Raw genomic sequence first — 13,362 nt, forward strand, 5'->3', positions numbered from 1 at the left:
GTGTTAAACGAAATTACAAGGGCTGAATAATTTTTAAGGTTTAATGGTAACTTTGCAATTCAAAATAAGTTAGGGAGAAGTAGTAGAAATATGAATGTCGATGTATTAATTCCACAAATTGTTAAAACCGAACATGCTTTAAAATCCGTCCATCTCGAAAGGGATGTTGAATTTGATGTATTCTTGCCGTACAACCTTTTAGGCAACGAAGAGCTAAACTTGCTCCTACTAAATGACGGTCAGGATTCTGTGGAGTTAAAGATTCAGGAAACGCTTTCTGATTTATACTCTAAAGGCATAGTAGGAGCGATATTGGTAGTGGCCATTAAAGCATCCGAAGAAAGATTACATGAATACGGAATTGTTGGAAGGCCTGATTTCATTAACCGTGGCGCGAAAGCAGCAGCTTACAGTAGTTTCGTTGCCAAAGAGTTATTTCCGTTGTTAGCGAAAATAGTCAGTTTTCCAATAAAGGGAAGCCGCGCATTTGCAGGGTTTTCTTTAGGAGGATTAAGTGCATTTGATATTGTCTGGAACAATGAAGCGCTTTTCAACATTGTGGGGGTTATGTCTGGCTCCTTCTGGTGGCGAAAGAAGGACTTAAAATATGGCTACACGGATTCTGATCGCATTATGCACGAGGTAATAAGAGAATCTCCTATCAAACCAAATATCAAATTCTGGCTAATGACAGGCACAGAAGATGAAAAAGCAGACCGCAACAAGAATGGCATTATAGATTCTATTGATGATACCATTGATATTATCAAAGAATTGATTAAAAAGGGCTACCAAAGACCTGAAGACATTCGTTACTATGAGATGGTAGGTGGTGAGCATAATGTGGCTACTTGGTCCAAAGCGTTACCTGCATTTTTAAAATGGGCTTTTCCAGCTAAGCGTTTGTAGCCTTACCATCTGCTGAATCCTTAAAATCTTCCGCGTTCTCATCCGCTTGCATATTAGCTTCGCCTTCAGATTCCAGGTTGTTATCCAAGCGGTCGTTCCATTGATCAAGGCCAGTTTTGTTAAGTTTATTATTTTTTGGCGCTTGACAGCTGTCGTTTTTTTTAACTGGTTCAGGGTTAATATTTTGATCGTTCATAATTGTTTTGCTGAATGCAGGTGCATATTATATTAACAACAGGTAATTATTAAGTTTGTTTCTAACTAAAAACCACGAATATGTCTGTATGTGGTTTATTCGAGGTTGGTACCGTGTTGGTTCCCCTTTGCTATCGCGTTGGTACGGGCTTGCTTTCGCGACAACGGTCGCAATGCAGTTCGAACCAGATGCGAAGGCAAGCTCAGTCCTTTGTCAAACCTTTCTCTGTACTAACACGTTGATATATCGATATTAAACATTATCTTTGCGCCAAAATTTACACGCATTTTATGCAAAAAATAAGAAACATAGCTATTATAGCACACGTTGACCACGGTAAGACAACGCTGGTTGATAAGATATTACACTCTTGTTCCATTTTTCGTGATAACGAGCAAACAGGTGATTTAATTCTTGACAATAATGACCTGGAGCGCGAACGTGGTATTACGATCGTTTCGAAAAACGTTTCAGTGCAGTACAAAGATATTAAGATCAATATCATTGATACTCCTGGTCACGCGGATTTTGGTGGTGAGGTTGAGCGCGTATTAAAAATGGCCGATGGTGTTTTATTGTTGTGCGATGCTTTTGAAGGTGCAATGCCTCAAACACGTTTCGTTACGCAAAAAGCACTTGCATTAGGTTTGAAACCAATTGTGGTTGTTAATAAAGTTGACAAAGAAAACTGTCGCCCTGAGGAAGTTTATGAGCAGATCTTTGAATTATTTTTCAACCTTGAGGCTACAGAAGATCAGTTAGACTTCCCTGTAATATACGGTTCATCTAAACAAGGATGGATGAGTACAGACTGGAAAGTTCCCACTACAGATATTTTCGCATTGTTGGATGCAGTGGTTGCTAACATCCCCGCTCCACCAATGTTGGAAGGTACACTTCAAATGCAGATCACTTCGTTAGATTATTCTTCTTTCGTAGGTCGTATCGCAGTTGGTCGTGTTCACCGCGGTGTAATTAAAGAAAATCAACCGGTTACCTTGATCAAACGTGATGGTAAAATGGTTAAATCAAGGGTAAAGGAACTTTATATTTTTGAAGGTCTTGGTAAAGTCAGAACAACAGAAGTAAAATCTGGTGATATTTGCGCTGTTGTTGGTATCGATGGTTTCGATATCGGTGATACCATTGCTGACTTTGATGCTCCTGAACAATTGCCGGTTATCAAAATCGATGAGCCAACAATGAACATGTTGTTTACCATTAACAACTCACCATTTTTTGGTAAAGAAGGTAAATTTGTTACTTCTCAACGTATTAAAGAGCGTTTGTATAAAGAGATGGAGAAAAACCTTGCGCTGAAAGTTGTAGAAACAGAATCTCCTGATGCATACCTTGTATATGGTCGTGGTATCCTCCATTTATCTGTATTGATCGAGACTATGCGTCGCGAAGGGTATGAGATTCAGGTTGGTCAGCCACAAGTTATCATTAAAGAGATTGATGGTAAGAAATGTGAGCCGGTTGAAACTTTAATCGTTGATGTACCGGGTGAGGTTGCTGGTAAAGTAATTGAATTGGTAACTCAGCGTAAAGGTGAGTTGTTGATCATGGAGCCAAAAGGTGATTTACAACACTTAGAATTTGAGATTCCTGCACGTGGTATCATTGGTTTAAGAAACAATGTGCTTACTGCAACAGGTGGTGAAGCAATTATGGCTCACCGTTTCAAATCTTACGAGCCTTGGAAAGGCACCATCCCTGGAAGATTGAATGGTGTATTGGTATCTATGGAAAAAGGTAGTACAACTGCTTACTCTATCGATAAATTGCAAGACAGAGGACGGTTCTTTGTTGATCCGGGTGTAGATGTTTACGAAGGTCAGATCATGGGTGAGCACATCCGAGATAATGATTTAGTGGTGAACATAGTAAAAGGTAAAGCGTTGACTAACATGCGTGCATCTGGTACGGATGATAGTAACCGAATAGCGCCTGCAATCAAATTCTCATTAGAGGAAGCTATGGAGTATATCCAGGCTGATGAGTACATCGAAATCACTCCATTGAGCATGCGTCTACGCAAAATCTTCTTAACCGAAAACGAACGTAAAGTTAAAGGAAAGCAATTCCAATAACATAACGCCCTCCTTTCGTTAAGAAGGGCCGGACAGTATAATATTAAGTCTGTAAGCGAAAGTTTACAGGCTTTTTTTTGTCTAGATTTGTAGTAGTCAATACATATATCATGGAATCATTAAAAGGAAAAAACGCGATAGTAACCGGTGCAGGTAAAGGGATTGGAAAGGCCATAGCTATTGCATTGGCTCAGGAAGGAGTTAATGTCGGATTGTTAGCCAGAACACTTTCTGATCTGGAAACGCTTGCCGAAGAACTCAAACAATACGAAGTGAAGATTTCCGTTGCTACGGTAGACATTACCAATATTAGCGCCGTTGACGCGGCGGTTTTAAAGGTAAAGAATGAACTGGGTACAATAGATATTTTAATTAATAACGCCGGTACGGCCAGCTTTGGGAAGTTTCTGGAGCTGGAGCCTACAAGATGGGAGGAAATCGTTAAGATCAACCTGTTTGGCGCATATTATACTGCGCGTGCGGTATTGCCTGAAATGATTGAGAAGCAGTCAGGCGACATCATCAATATTTCTTCTACAGCAGGTAAAAATGGCGCTGCGATAACGAGTGCTTACAGTGCCTCTAAGTTTGCATTGATCGGTATGTCTGAATCGTTGATGCAGGAAGTGCGAAAGCACAACATAAGGGTAAGTACATTAATCCCTAGCACTGTTGCAAGTGATATGGCCAAGGACTTGAAGTTGACCGACGGTAATCCTGAGCGGGTAATGCAGCCTGAGGATCTGGCTGAGTTTATTATTGCGCAATTAAAATTGAATCGCAGGGTATTTGTAAAAGAAGCAGGTCTCTGGTCTACAAATCCGTAGCCCTGAGCATAAAAAAAATGGGATCTTCGTGGGAGGATCCCATTTTGATAGCACAGGGCTTAAAATACTAAGAATGCTGTCCTTCGTGTATGCTCTCGGCGAATTTTTCGACTATCTTGTCATTGAAGGCTGGTAAATCTTTCGGACTGCGGCTAGTCACTAAACCCTGGTCTATGACGACTTCTTCATCGTACCATTCTGCACCTGCATTCTGCAAATCTATTTTAATGGTCTTGGTAGAGGTCATTTTTCTACCCGATACAACTTCTGCGGTAATTAATACCTGTGGGCCATGACATATGGCAGCCACTGGTTTGCCAGCCTTGAAAAAGTCCTTGACAAAAGCGATAGCTTCATCATTCTTTCTCAATGAATCGGGATTTAAAACCCCTCCTGGTATCAAAAGTCCGTGATAGTTCTCTGCTTTCGCTTCGGAAATGGTTTTGTCAACATCGACATCAATTGTCCATTCATTGTCGCCCTTCATGGCCTTAATTTTTCCTGCCTTCGAGGATATAATATGCACTGTTGCACCTTCTTCTTTTAGTCTTTCAACCGGACTGGTTAGTTCAGTTTCTTCGAAACCACTATCTGATAGCACAGCAATTGTGCGGTTACTTAATTGTCCCATAATGATAATTTTAACAATAGTTTTTTTCAGGCTTGACAAACAAGCTCTACTATAAATACATCCGGGGAAAAAGATTGTTTGTAAAGCTTTTAATTAGTCATTTGTTTTCCTGTGTTTCACAAAATAAGTCAGTAGATTTAATGCGATGACCAGATGGTTAATCAAATTAGGTATCAGGCCATAATACTTCTTGAAGATGCTAAAACGTTCTCTTAGGCTGGCGAAATGTTTCTTTTTAGACATGCCGCCTACCAAATATTTAGCAACATAGATGTGTGTGTTTACAATACTGGAAGCTTTCTTTGCAGCCTTGATAACCCAATCTATATCAGCACTATATTTGTATTGCAAGTCATAGGGTTCTGTAATGGAGCGCTTGATATAGACCGCCTGATGACCAACGCTCATCCCGTATTTGAAACTTCGCCAGTTGAAGTTTTCAGGAGCACGGTGTCTGCGCTGACCCAAGCTTAGCCATTGTTCGTTATACATTTCTGTCTCCCCGTAATAAATATCTGCAGAATCAGCTGATTGAAACACGTCTTCAACTGTTTCAGTGGAATAGATTTCATCGCCGGAGTTCATGAAAAGTACGTATTCTCCGGTGGCCAATGCAAGTCCTTTGTTCATCGCATCATAAATGCCATGGTCAGGTTCTGAAATGAGTTTGGCGAGTCGATTCTGAAATTTACGGATAACTTTCTTTGTGCCGTCTTTAGAAGCGCCATCAATTACAATGTATTCGATATTGGGGTAAGTTTGGTTGAGTACAGACAGCATCGTCCGTTCAATGTCTTTTACATTGTTGTAAACGATGGTTATGACACTTAACTTCGGTTGCATGAGGTGTGTCTAATATAGTTTTATTTCGGCATTAAATCCAAGAGGGACTGGTACAAATCAAAATGCTTTTCTGCAATTACTGGTTCTGAGAAGTAATTAAGGATAGTTCTTCTCGCCTCTTTTTGAATATCTGCGGCATTTTCTTCGTGATACAGCCATTCAATACCGGTAGCAAGGTCTTCGGAAGATTCGTATTCTGCCAAGTATCCGTTTTGAAGGTGTTTCACCATATCAGGAATCCCTCCTGTAGTAAAAGCGACTACTGGCGTAGCGCAGGAAAGACTTTCCATTACCGTATTCGGTAAGTTATCTTCAAGGGAGGGGGTAATAAAGACATCAGCGGCAGAGTAACATTTAGCCAGGTGATCATCGTTGCTGATGGTTCCCAAAAAGGTAGTTTTGAAAGGGAACTGAGGCATTTCAACATTTTCCTTATTCCCAAAGATGACCAGTTCTATATTCTCTTTAATAATTCCTGGACGTGTAGAAAGATCATTTAAGGCATCGATAAGGTAGGAAGTACCTTTATGTTTGTCGTTTTTAGATGGCATAAATCCACTCATCAAGACGAACTTATCCGGGTTGATTTTCAATACCTTCTTGGCCTCGGATTTCACATATGGTTTAAAGACATCTGTCTCAATTGTATTAGGGATCACGGTAACAGCTCTAAATCCCATTAAACTACTTAATTTAACAGATTCTGCCATCCAGTTGCTTGGGGCTACAATGTGACAATTCAATTCTGAATAAGCTTTCTTTTTCCGCAGCCAAGTTTTATGAGAGAGGTCATTCTTACCACTGATCTTCAGTAAAGGGCAATTCCCACACTCTTTGTGGTAGTGCTCACAAGAATAGCGAACGTGGCAACCCCCGGTAAATGCGTTACTGTCATGGAACGTCCAGACGATGGGCTTTTCTAGCTCATCAAGTTCTGCAAGAAATTTTGGGGAAAGAAAGCCGTGATTAACCCAATGTAAGTGAATAATATCGGCGGATTGTACTTCCGGGTGGTCAACAATCGAGCGACCAAACCAGCTTAAAGAAAATGGTGTCTTCAAGGCTTTAACAACAGCCTTAGATAAGTATCGCTCCCCTAATATATTTGCTGCTGCTATTACCCTTTGTATTGGGCCCTTGCTGAATGTTCCAGTTAGTTTACTTTCTTTAAATTGAAAGTATACCATAACAGAAGATTCTATGCCGATAGCATTTAGTGCGCTGTTTAACCTCAAACAGGCTCGTCCGGCTCCACCATTTCCTTCGTATGTATTCAGGTGTACTACTTTCAATGGTATTGGGTCTAATTGCTCTTATAACGGATTTAAAGGTGAAAATTACATAAAGTTTTAACCTTTATTAAATTCTTGCGTATTTTCGTTCAAATATTTCAGCCAAGTCCTTTATGAAGAAAATATTTTGCGCTGTAGCTGTAGCCTTGACATCAACGGCCGCTGCAACGTTCGCTCAAAACGAGCCATACTTTGCGGCCTATCCAGCTCTGACTCCAGATAATCAAACGGTGATTTTTAGTTATGAGGGTCACCTCTGGAATGTAGCTGCTACTGGCGGATCGGCCAATAGAATTACCGCAATGGCTGGCGATGAGATTAACCCTAAAGTTTCCCCCGATGGTAAATGGCTTGCCTTTTCGTATAATCAGTTTGGCAATTATGATGTTTACGTCATGCCCCTTTCTGGCGGCGCAGTCAAACAATTAACCTATAACGACGCTCCTGACGAGCTTGATGGCTGGGGCTGGGATTCCAAAACGCTGTATTTTACCTATGGTCGTTATAACAATTACAGCAATTATAAGGTTGCAGTAAATGGTGGAATGGCTAATAGGCTATTCGGCAACTATTTCAATACCACGCATAACATCACAGAGTCTCCAACTGGCGAGCTATTCTTCAATGATACCTGGGAAAGTAAAAACTTCGTCAACCGTAAGCGTTATAAAGGAGCATTTAATCCGGATATTCAGTCCTATAATCCAACGACCAAAAGCTATAAGCAGTATACAGACTACATTGGCAAGGACTTATGGGCTACTATCGATAAGAAGGGGAGTGTATACTTTATTTCTGACGAAGCGAATGAAGAGTACAACTTATATACGTTCTTAAATGAAAAAAAAACCAAATTAACCAGCTTTATATCGTCCATTAAGCGTTCCTTTGTGTCGGCATCAGGAAACAAAATAGTTTTTGAAAAAGATTATCAACTTAATCTATATGACGTCGCTTCAAAGAAAAGTGAGAAGATCGCCATCAATATTTTTAGAAACAACGTGTTGGAGAAGAGTCAGGAGTTCGATGTTAAGGGCACGATCAGCGCATTTGATCTTTCACCAGACGGGAATAAACTGGCATTTATCTCTCGTGGTGAAGTTTTTGTCTGCGATGCGGAAGGCAAGTATGTCCGCAAGATGAAACCTCAGGACACCTCTGGATCAGGAGTAGAACGTGCTTTGGAAGTGAAATGACTGCTGCTGGATTTAAAGAGTTAAAGTTGGGAAAAATTATCGGCACAGAGTCCTATAGATGGATTATATTTACCTCTGCAAAAGGACTCGTTGATGGCTCGTCTTACCGTTTGCCTTCTTGGGGATGTTATACCTTGGATGGGCAGGATCTTGAAAAGGAAGTTGTGAAGCCAGATATTTTCGTAAAGAATACCTTTTTGCACAGGTTGGAGGGAAGGGATCGACAGATCGAACGCGCAGTATCAGAAATACTTAAAGACTTAAAGAATTAGAATGGAGAACCTGCTTACCGACAGAAAGTTTTGGGTAGATTATTGGGAAAGTAAAAAGGGGTTGTCGACCACCATTCCATCAAACTACTTGTTTTCTAACGAGCTTGCAAAAATTATAAAAGACATGGGGGTCAAAACTGCTATTGAGTTGGGAGGTTTTCCTGGCTATTATGCGGTGTTCCTGAAAAAGTACTTCAAATTGGAGGTGACTCTGCTAGACTATTTTGTGCACGAACCTGTCACTCGTGAACTTTTAGCGGCGAATGGGCTTAACCCATTAGATATAGAGATCGTAGAAACAGATCTCTTCAACTATACACCCAGGCAGCAGTTTGATCTGGTATTATCCTGTGGATTGATAGAGCACTTTAAGGACACAGCAGATATCATTAATAGACACATTGCCTTCGTAAAGCCTGGAGGAACACTTTTCGTTACGCTCCCTAATTTTAAAGCGGTAAATGGATGGTTTCAAAAAAATTACGACAAGGAAAACTACGATAAGCACAATATAGATTGCATGAATCCGCAATTTTTAGCAGAAATTTGTAAAAAGGCGGGTATGGAGGTAATACAATCTCGCTATTTCGGGAGGTTCAGTGTGTGGTTGGAAAATGAGCAACAAAAGTCAATGGTGACCAGGTTACTGAAAAAGGGCATCTGGATTGCAGGAAAGTTGTTAACCAAAGTTATTCCTTTTGATTCAAAGCAACTTTCTCCTTATCTAATTTTGGAAGCAAGGAAGCTAAATTAATTCAATTTTTCAGTAATAAACCGTTTTATTCGTTGCCATAAAGAGCCCTTTCTGTTTCCTAGAAAAGCTTTTACCGCAAGATATGCTTCTTGATTTTCAGTCACATTATGAGGAAATTCAGTGATGCGTTTAGGATTGATGATAACATTGTAGATGTCATTAATCCCCGAATGTATTCCAGAACCATCATGACCAATATTGTTTACGAGTGACTGAGATGGATTTAGCGTCAGCCCGTCTCTAAGAAAAATCGAAGCATACCACCTGATTGCCCAGGAATTGTTTTTACCTTTTTTGAAGTCCTGCATTTGTTTCCAGAAATTCATTGTATTCTCGATTGAAAAGGCATGTCTGTTTGCAGCATCAAATTGGGCCATTAGCTTTTCAATATCAGGTTCAAAATGATTCCATGCTCTTTCCCAGGTTGCCCAGCCCCAGCTGGTGGCAGCGCGGTAGAAAAACGTCTCAGGGAGATCTTCTCTCTTTAGGTTATACATGTAAGCGCCTATGTGCATGACTTTCTCCACATTTCGGTAGCATTCCAGCGATTCATTGAAATAGGTCAGCGTGTAAGGTGAAGAGATTAGGTCATCTTCAAATACGATCACTTGCTTGTAATCTTTGACCAATTTTGTTACACCTGCGATTATGGAATCGGCCAAACCCATATTCTCTTTTCGTTCAATGATCTCTACAGATTTAAATCCCTCAACTTTTTTGATCAGTTCCCGGACTTCTTCAACTTCTTTGAGGTCAGCTTTAGTTTTTGCTCCATCAGAAAAAATGAACAACCTACTCTCCGCAGCAAGTTCGTTCTGCTGAAGGAACTTTAGCGTACGACTGGTATGCTGTGGCCTGTTGTAAACAAATAAAGCAATGGGTGCAAAGGTTTGCATGTTAAAATATTTGCAAATTCTGAGTGGAGGCCTCTGTAAGTACGGTGTAGGCATTTCCAAATCGTTCGGTCTTGTTCTTGCCTAAAAGCTTACCTAAGCTTTTTTTAATTTTGTATTCAAGTTCAATTTTGAGAATTTTAAGAAAAGTCTTTTGTCTCTTTAAAACACTAAAATCACAGAATTTAATAATTTCTACAGGCGTTAATGATGTTTTGTCTGCCTTAATAAAAAGTCCTTCGCTCTGCAGTAAAAATCTGATTAAGGTTGGTGTATACATATTGATGTGCCCGTAATCAAGAAAATGCTTCATCCTGTTGTCTACCCCGAAGCGGTAATCTAGGGGGACCTCAATGACAATAAATTTGGCAACTCGTTTCAGTTCACGAAGCAGTATCCTTTCATGTTCTACATGTTCCAGTACGTGCGCTAGGATAACTAAATCGAAACTGTTATCTCCATAGGGTATGGTGTAGCCATCAAATCTCTTCACTTCTTTAACTTTGGAAAGTTTCCGCTTCTCTATGATTGAAACACCACTTTCGGCAATTTCTAGTGCATACAGTTCATCGCCAAAGTTCCACTCGTTTAAGTAATGCAGAATACTGCCATCTCCAGCGCCAACTTCAAGTATTTTTCGGGGCTTAATGCCTTCACAGACTTCAATTATATTTCGTGCCTTAGATTTTGCACCAAGCATGCGCCATTCTACCTCATTCCCTGTATAGAAATCATTGTAGGCATCAGCTATATTATCAGTTACAATCGCCATCTATCTTAATCGGTTTAAATATCCAAACAGTTATTTGGCTTGTAAAATATTGAGGTGTATTTAGAGATAATTACTCCAGGAGCAATGCCCGAAAAAGGAAGGTATTTAAACCCATGAGTTTTCAGAAAGATATGCGCTTCTATGTATTCACTGCGCTCTGAGTCATCAAGTACAACTACACCATCTTCAGTCAAAGATTCAATCGCTTTCTTACAGCAGTTTACGCGGTCACGACCGTCTACAATAATGATATGAAACTTTTTTCCGGTAGGGCCTGCACTTTTGCAGTAATCTCCACCTGGCACAAGATCGCACTGGATCATTTTCACATTTGGGAGGCTGATTTTTGAACTTCTCTCAAACCAGTCCTTATCGTGCTCTACTGAATATACAGATCCGGCAAGCTTGGCATAAAAGATGGTAGAGTTACCAGAGCCGAACTCAAAAATATCCTGAGATTTAGTGATGCGATCTTTGATGAAATCAATAAACGCATAGGTTACCCAAGGTATCGCATTCCCATTTTCATCAATTGCAGATTTGGTTTCGTAAGCGCCAAACCAACCCTTATCTGCCAAATATCCTTTAAAACCCAGTGAAAGTAGTACTTTTAATTTTCCTGGTTGAAGCAGCGTTAGTCGTGATAGTTTATTTTTCACAATAATTATTCTTTAATGCCATCAATGATCAAGGAAGAATATCCCAAGGGCTCATTAAAGCGTTTGTCATATCTTTTGGAGCGAATCACATGTCCGTCTTTGCTGTCCCATTCGTTGTAATGAAAAGTGCCTTGCTCGTCATAGTATTCCAGCAAATTAACTTTGAAACCAGCTTCCTCGAACACCTTCGAAAGCTTTTTGTAGTCGTAAAGCAGCTTATGATCATGAGCACCTTCGCCAAAGCCTAGTGGCTTTACCATATTGATGTATTCGGGATTCGGATGAAAGCCGTCGGGAACCGCGATTCTCACCGCACCACCTTTCTCTAAATAATTACAGCAGTTTTTAAGGGCTATTAGTGCATCAGCGTAGCTGATGTGTTCAAAAACATGCTCAGCTAAAAAACGACTTACCTTCTTATCACCAAACAAATGTTGAAAAGAAGCAGTTTCCAGTAGGTTTAAGCTGTCGATATTGGTAGGAAGCCAGTTTTCATAATCGGTATTGTGTGCGCCGATGATGATTTGAAGCTTATTTAAAGTATTTCTTATCTTAGACCTAAGCCTTACTTTAGCCAGAAAGTTGATTGGTATGTAAATTAATGTTCTTATTGCCTTCTTTAAGGATTTCATGGCTTATTATTGGTTTCTGCACCAAAGTTAAAAGAATACGTTTATCGTGTGGCGCCTCTGGCAGTTATTTTTTCAAATAAGTGGATTAAAAAAAGCGATTTAAGCATCAGTATCCCTTGCTTTCTGGTTTTAGGGATCAATAAGATATAAAAAGTAGAAATAAAATATGCTATAAGTGTAGCAATGGAAGTGCCTATACCGCCGTATACTGGAATTAACCAAAGGTTTAGTAAGATATTTATTAATGCACCCATTGCTGTTCTTTGAAAAGAGATGTTAGTGTATCCTTCTGTGACTAAGTACTGACCACTTGCGATCCCTAAGAAAACAAAGACACCTGACCAAATATGTATCGACAGCATTTGTCCTGCCCCCTCATATTGATTGCCGTAGATGATGTGAATAATTTCTGAACCAAAGAAGCTTACGAAAATCGCTACAGGAAGGCTAATATAGACCAGAAGATCATACAGATTAATGAGGCGTTTGTTATATCGTTCGACGTCAGTTTTGCGAGCATTTATTATGGCAGGGAATACGGATGTTACTATAGCCATGGGAATAAAAAACCAAGCTTCGCTGAGCCCGGCCGCAGCACTATAGATCCCCACAGCAGTACTTCCTACGCTTTTTAGCATTACTGCATCAATTTTCATGTAAATTGTCACCATTGCCGCAGAGAACATGAGGGGGTAAGACTGCTTTAGTAACATTTTCGCCCTGTCAAAATTAAACGACCAGGTTCTAAGTTTAAATCCTTGGCGGTGATACATAAGCACCAGACCCGTGGCGAGGAAAGCGGCATCAAAAGTGATGACTGCTGCAAACCATATCAATGGGGCATTTAGCCAAACAAGCATGATTTTCATTACCGTAGATACGATTACTCCAATGTTCTGAACGTGAACAACATATTTTGATTGTACTTGTGATTGAAAATAGGAATCAATAATGTTGAAAGATTTAAAAACCCCAGGTACAGCATAAAAGAATACGATCCACGTCAATGGATTTCCGGGGTTTCTTGAGAAATGATGGAAGAGTAAATAGGCACCAATGCTTAATGGTAGCAGAACCAAATTGACTCCAATCCGCAACCATAGCGACGTACCTAGAATCTCATCTTTTTTAGAAGAATCATGAATGATTTCTCGAATGATGAAAGAATCAAGCCCTAAAGCTCCTATTGCTGCCACAATAGTTGTTAAGGCCGCTGCAAAATTCAGATCTCCAAATGATTTTGGCTTTAGGTAACGGGCTACGATAATGGTAATTAGTAGAGACATCACTTTACCAAACATTAGCCAACCAGTATTCTTAAAATACTTTTGGAATGCCTCTTCGTCAAAACCTTTTATCGCAGGAATTTTCATTGCTGCAAAGATGTAAA

General features: G+C 40.0%; 15 protein-coding genes. 6 read left to right on the top strand and 9 right to left on the bottom strand.

All coding sequences use genetic code 11. The features are described 5' to 3' along the window. Positions 1–90: 90 nt before the first annotated feature. A complete protein-coding gene (locus ACHFIZ_RS10525; protein WP_410885566.1) occupies positions 91–909 on the top strand; it encodes an alpha/beta hydrolase in 819 nt (272 codons plus the stop codon). On the opposite strand, the gene ACHFIZ_RS10530 is transcribed toward ACHFIZ_RS10525, so the two are convergent. Beyond that, positions 896–1,105 carry a hypothetical protein gene (locus ACHFIZ_RS10530; RefSeq protein WP_410885568.1) on the bottom strand — a complete coding sequence of 70 codons (210 nt, stop codon included), beginning with the start codon at positions 1,103–1,105 and terminating at the stop codon, positions 896–898. The two genes, ACHFIZ_RS10525 and ACHFIZ_RS10530, sit on opposite strands and share 14 nt — an antisense overlap. Before the next feature lie 290 nt (positions 1,106–1,395). Between ACHFIZ_RS10530 and typA the strand changes: the two genes are divergently transcribed. Both typA and ACHFIZ_RS10540 read left to right on the top strand, forming a co-directional pair. Continuing rightward, on the top strand, positions 1,396–3,201 hold the full coding sequence (gene typA, locus ACHFIZ_RS10535) for a translational GTPase TypA (protein WP_410885570.1): 1,806 nt from the start codon (positions 1,396–1,398) through the stop codon (positions 3,199–3,201). Between the two features lie 110 nt (positions 3,202–3,311). After that, entirely contained in the window at positions 3,312–4,028 is a 717-nt protein-coding gene (locus ACHFIZ_RS10540) for a 3-ketoacyl-ACP reductase (RefSeq protein WP_410885572.1), read from the top strand. A 67-nt stretch (positions 4,029–4,095) separates the two neighbouring features. On the opposite strand, the gene ACHFIZ_RS10545 is transcribed toward ACHFIZ_RS10540, so the two are convergent. From ACHFIZ_RS10545 to ACHFIZ_RS10555, 3 genes are all read right to left on the bottom strand, one after another. Next, positions 4,096–4,659, bottom strand: coding sequence for a type 1 glutamine amidotransferase domain-containing protein (locus ACHFIZ_RS10545; RefSeq protein ID WP_410885574.1), 564 nt, complete (start codon positions 4,657–4,659; stop codon positions 4,096–4,098). A gap of 93 nt (positions 4,660–4,752) precedes the next feature. Further along, positions 4,753–5,502 (bottom strand): glycosyltransferase family 2 protein, encoded by a 750-nt coding sequence (locus ACHFIZ_RS10550; RefSeq protein ID WP_410885576.1) that lies wholly within the window; start codon positions 5,500–5,502, stop codon positions 4,753–4,755. Between the two features lie 20 nt (positions 5,503–5,522). Then, a complete protein-coding gene (locus tag ACHFIZ_RS10555; RefSeq protein ID WP_410885578.1) occupies positions 5,523–6,794 on the bottom strand; it encodes a glycosyltransferase family 4 protein in 1,272 nt (423 codons plus the stop codon). A gap of 113 nt (positions 6,795–6,907) precedes the next feature. On the opposite strand from ACHFIZ_RS10555, the gene ACHFIZ_RS10560 reads away from it, so the two are divergent. The 3 genes from ACHFIZ_RS10560 to ACHFIZ_RS10570 are packed head-to-tail and all read left to right on the top strand — an operon-like array spanning position 6,908 to position 9,016. Further along, a complete protein-coding gene (locus ACHFIZ_RS10560) occupies positions 6,908–7,990 on the top strand; it encodes a hypothetical protein (RefSeq protein ID WP_410885580.1) in 1,083 nt (360 codons plus the stop codon). A gap of 26 nt (positions 7,991–8,016) precedes the next feature. Beyond that, a complete protein-coding gene (locus ACHFIZ_RS10565) occupies positions 8,017–8,262 on the top strand; it encodes a hypothetical protein (RefSeq protein WP_410885582.1) in 246 nt (81 codons plus the stop codon). 1 nt (position 8,263) lies between these two features. After that, on the top strand, positions 8,264–9,016 hold the full coding sequence (locus ACHFIZ_RS10570) for a class I SAM-dependent methyltransferase (protein WP_410885584.1): 753 nt from the start codon (positions 8,264–8,266) through the stop codon (positions 9,014–9,016). Here ACHFIZ_RS10570 and ACHFIZ_RS10575 read toward each other — a convergent pair. Genes ACHFIZ_RS10575 through ACHFIZ_RS10595 form a run of 5 tightly spaced genes read right to left on the bottom strand, consistent with a single transcriptional unit; the run spans position 9,013 to position 13,345 of the window. Continuing rightward, on the bottom strand, positions 9,013–9,912 hold the full coding sequence (locus ACHFIZ_RS10575) for a sugar transferase (RefSeq protein ID WP_410885586.1): 900 nt from the start codon (positions 9,910–9,912) through the stop codon (positions 9,013–9,015). The two genes, ACHFIZ_RS10570 and ACHFIZ_RS10575, sit on opposite strands and share 4 nt — an antisense overlap. Position 9,913: 1 nt before the next feature. Continuing rightward, complete coding sequence (locus ACHFIZ_RS10580) at positions 9,914–10,681, bottom strand: class I SAM-dependent methyltransferase (RefSeq protein ID WP_410885588.1); 768 nt, start codon at positions 10,679–10,681, stop codon at positions 9,914–9,916. A gap of 14 nt (positions 10,682–10,695) precedes the next feature. After that, positions 10,696–11,340 (bottom strand): FkbM family methyltransferase, encoded by a 645-nt coding sequence (locus ACHFIZ_RS10585; protein ID WP_410885590.1) that lies wholly within the window; start codon positions 11,338–11,340, stop codon positions 10,696–10,698. A 5-nt stretch (positions 11,341–11,345) separates the two neighbouring features. Beyond that, the gene (locus tag ACHFIZ_RS10590; protein WP_410885592.1) at positions 11,346–11,972 is read right to left on the bottom strand and encodes a hypothetical protein; all 627 of its coding nucleotides are present in this window, start codon (positions 11,970–11,972) and stop codon (positions 11,346–11,348) included. Positions 11,973–12,013: 41 nt separating this feature from the next. Further along, positions 12,014–13,345, bottom strand: a complete 1,332-nt coding sequence (locus ACHFIZ_RS10595; protein ID WP_410885594.1) for a flippase — start codon at positions 13,343–13,345, stop codon at positions 12,014–12,016. Between the last annotated feature and the right edge of the window lie 17 nt (positions 13,346–13,362).

The organism is Pedobacter sp. JCM 36344 (assembly GCF_046546555.1).
In the GTDB taxonomy this organism is placed as follows: Bacteria; Bacteroidota; Bacteroidia; order Sphingobacteriales; family Sphingobacteriaceae; genus Pedobacter.

Coding starts and splice junctions, on each gene's coding strand:
- ACHFIZ_RS10530 (WP_410885568.1), bottom strand. CDS start 1,105: ATGAACGATCAAAATATTAACCCTGAACCAGTTAAAAAAAACGACAGC.
- ACHFIZ_RS10575 (WP_410885586.1), bottom strand. CDS start 9,912: ATGCAAACCTTTGCACCCATTGCTTTATTTGTTTACAACAGGCCACAG.
- ACHFIZ_RS10570 (WP_410885584.1), top strand. CDS start 8,264: ATGGAGAACCTGCTTACCGACAGAAAGTTTTGGGTAGATTATTGGGAA.
- typA (WP_410885570.1), top strand. CDS start 1,396: ATGCAAAAAATAAGAAACATAGCTATTATAGCACACGTTGACCACGGT.
- ACHFIZ_RS10590 (WP_410885592.1), bottom strand. CDS start 11,972: ATGAAATCCTTAAAGAAGGCAATAAGAACATTAATTTACATACCAATC.
- ACHFIZ_RS10545 (WP_410885574.1), bottom strand. CDS start 4,659: ATGGGACAATTAAGTAACCGCACAATTGCTGTGCTATCAGATAGTGGT.
- ACHFIZ_RS10540 (WP_410885572.1), top strand. CDS start 3,312: ATGGAATCATTAAAAGGAAAAAACGCGATAGTAACCGGTGCAGGTAAA.
- ACHFIZ_RS10580 (WP_410885588.1), bottom strand. CDS start 10,681: ATGGCGATTGTAACTGATAATATAGCTGATGCCTACAATGATTTCTAT.
- ACHFIZ_RS10525 (WP_410885566.1), top strand. CDS start 91: ATGAATGTCGATGTATTAATTCCACAAATTGTTAAAACCGAACATGCT.
- ACHFIZ_RS10550 (WP_410885576.1), bottom strand. CDS start 5,502: ATGCAACCGAAGTTAAGTGTCATAACCATCGTTTACAACAATGTAAAA.
- ACHFIZ_RS10560 (WP_410885580.1), top strand. CDS start 6,908: ATGAAGAAAATATTTTGCGCTGTAGCTGTAGCCTTGACATCAACGGCC.
- ACHFIZ_RS10595 (WP_410885594.1), bottom strand. CDS start 13,345: ATGAAAATTCCTGCGATAAAAGGTTTTGACGAAGAGGCATTCCAAAAG.